This window comes from Planctomycetota bacterium (assembly GCA_038746835.1).
GTDB lineage: Bacteria > Planctomycetota > Phycisphaerae > Tepidisphaerales > Tepidisphaeraceae > JBCDKH01.
Genome location: JBCDKH010000304.1, coordinates 1 through 2,450, shown reverse-complemented (window position 1 = coordinate 2,450; position 2,450 = coordinate 1). Strand labels below are relative to the sequence as shown.

General features: G+C 63.7%; 3 protein-coding genes. 1 reads left to right on the top strand and 2 read right to left on the bottom strand.

Features of this window, described 5'->3' with window-relative positions; all coding sequences use genetic code 11:
* A partial coding sequence (locus AAGI46_16875; protein MEM1013881.1) for a heterodisulfide reductase-related iron-sulfur binding cluster occupies positions 1 to 218 on the top strand: 218 nt, incomplete at its 5' end.
* Between the two features lie 53 nt (positions 219 to 271).
* Here AAGI46_16875 and AAGI46_16870 read toward each other — a convergent pair.
* Both AAGI46_16870 and xdhC read right to left on the bottom strand, forming a co-directional pair.
* Positions 272 to 832 (bottom strand): hypothetical protein, encoded by a 561-nt coding sequence (locus AAGI46_16870; GenBank protein MEM1013880.1) that lies wholly within the window; start codon positions 830 to 832, stop codon positions 272 to 274.
* Between the two features lie 449 nt (positions 833 to 1,281).
* The gene (gene xdhC / locus AAGI46_16865) at positions 1,282 to 2,055 is read right to left on the bottom strand and encodes a xanthine dehydrogenase accessory protein XdhC (protein ID MEM1013879.1); all 774 of its coding nucleotides are present in this window, start codon (positions 2,053 to 2,055) and stop codon (positions 1,282 to 1,284) included.
* Positions 2,056 to 2,450 lie beyond the last annotated feature (395 nt).

Sequence of the window (2,450 nt, the reverse complement as noted above, 5' to 3'; positions counted from 1 at the left end):
GCGGCGCAGCGGGCGTTTACACGATCACGCAGCCCGAGCAGGCGGGCAAGCTGCTCAACCGCAAGCTCGGCCACCTGCGAGCGGCGGCGCCCGACGTCATCGCTCCGGCCAACCCGGGCTGCCAGCACCAGCTCAACCTGGCCTGCCGAGCCGATGAGACGCTCGCCCACGTCCGAGTCGTTCACCCGATGGAGCTGCTGGCCGAGGCCTGCCGGTAGCAGGGTTCGCCGCTCGTAGCGCGAAGCTCGTCAATTACGAACAAATCCGACGGCTATCTTCTTGGCAGTTTGGGAAAGCCCACGCGGTCGAAGTACCGCTGGTAGGACCGGATGTAGTTGCCCCCAAAAGAGCAACAAGTGATGTCGTCAGGATCGAAAGACGAGAGGTCGCTGTTCCAACTACCCGCGCCAGAAAACTCGTGCAGTCGGACAAGCCCATGTTCGTCTCGTCCGGCGTATCGTCCGATTGCGAAAACCTCGTGGTCTGGTTCCTCGCATTCCACGATGACAAGTTCATCTTGCTCCAGGGAATCGAGAGCTGCCAGGAACGAAGTCTTGGGGTACGCCCTGTTGTTCTCCGCGTCGAGAGCGTCTTGTTCGACGAGCAACTCTCGTTGGAACTGGTCAGTTCGGCGGCATTCGACGGCGGTGATGTCGCGTCGTCGCAACAGCAAGTGCCCGTCGACGTGGAAGTCGTAGACGTACCGCGTCAAGGCGTGTGATTCTGAGAAGGCGAGGACGAACGCTTGCATCGAGCGTTGGTCGATTGCTTCCCGTCGAATGCACACCAGGGCGTCGGTTGCAATGAATCGGGATAGCTCGGAATCGGTCATGATCAGCAAGCGCAGTCCGAAGGATGGGTGTTCCTATCGTATTTGCGCCTGAATCCAATCGATACGGCTCACTAATCGTTGGATTGACCCGCTTCGCGACCAAGGGCGACGCCTCCTGGGCCGCTTCAGAATCGTTGTCGACTTCAGAGTCCTCGGAGAGTATCGGTGCACCAACCACAATCGCAGCTAGTTTGGTATGCCGATTCATTGAGAGACACTACAGCAACCAGCGACTTGCACTTCGGGCAGCGTGCCGAAATCGTTTTGCCTTCAAAGTGTTGCTTCAACGCCTTGCAGATTGGCTCTAAGCGTCGTTGCTTTTCCTGTTCTTCTTGCCGCTTCTTCGACTTCATCGCGTCCGCCGACGGCTCTGAGATCTTGATTGCCAACTGCTACTCTAGTGTTTGCCACAAGAAATCGCTGAACACGAAGGTGTAACCGGGACAGACTCACGTCTGACGCGCGTCGCGGGCCTCGAGCAGCTGGGCCGTGATGCTCACGGCGATCTCGGCCGGGTGGTTCGTGCCGATCGGCAGGCCGATCGGGCAGTGAAAGACGATCCGCTCTTCGGCGACGCCCGCCGCCAGCAGCTCCTTGCGGAGGACGGCCGCCTTCGCACGGCTGCCGATCGCGCCGACGTACGGGAACGTCCGGTCGGTCTTAAAAAGCGCTTCGAGGACTGGCAGGTCGCTCGCGTGGCCGCGGGTCATGCAGAGGACCATCGCGTCGCCCGGCAGGCGGGCGACCTCGGCGGGGGGGTCGGGCGACTCGTCGCGTCGCACGCCCGCCGGGAGCCGCGCGAGCCAATCGGGCCGCGGGTCGATGCAGGTGAGTTGGCACGGCAGCCGCACCAGCAGCTCGGCGAGCGCCTGGGTCACGTGCCCGGCGCCGAAGACGACGATCGGCCAGGTCGCGACGCCGACCGGCTCGAAGAACAACCGGACCCGGCCGCCGCACGTCATGCCGACGTCGGCCTTGAGGCTCCAGTCGAGCGCGCGGCACGCGGCCCGCTCGGCGAGCATCGCTTGGGCGACCGCGATCGCCTTCGCTTCGACGCGGCCGCCGCCGACCGTGCCCGCGACGAGCCCGTCGGCGGTGACGAGCATCTTCGCGCCGGCGTCGGCGGGCGTCGAGCCGGAGGCTTCGGTCAGCGTGACGGCGACGAACGGCTCGCCCGCGTCGGCGAGTTCGGCGCTGCGGCGGATCAGCTCGGCGAACGGCATCGGTTCACTCTAACTGGCACACGCCGCTTGAAGTCGGCTCTCTCTGAGGGTGAGAAGGTTCACCACAGAGCCACGGAGAGCACGGAGGGAGTTGGTTGGACAGGATTTACAGGATGGACAGGATTGGACGCATCCCGTCGATCCTGTTGATCCTGTCAGAAAAGCACGATCGCTTCTTCGTGCACGCGTTGGCTGGTGGTGAACTCGTCTTGATCGAGCCGGCTGTCAGGAGGGCGTGCTCGCCATCAGACTGGGGTGGTCCGCGGCCATCGCCGTCATTTGCATCAGGATCTCTTCGCCGGTCGCGGGGATCGCCAGCTCGGTCGTGTCGCCGAGGAACGAGAGGGCGTGCTTGGCCGCCATCCAGACGGCGAGGCCGAGCATCAGCGGCGGCT

Bases quoted from the DNA above. Each gene is read 5' to 3' on its own strand.
- AAGI46_16870 (MEM1013880.1), bottom strand. From the start codon at position 832: ATGACCGATTCCGAGCTATCCCGATTCATTGCAACCGACGCCCTGGTG.
- xdhC (MEM1013879.1), bottom strand. From the start codon at position 2,055: ATGCCGTTCGCCGAGCTGATCCGCCGCAGCGCCGAACTCGCCGACGCG.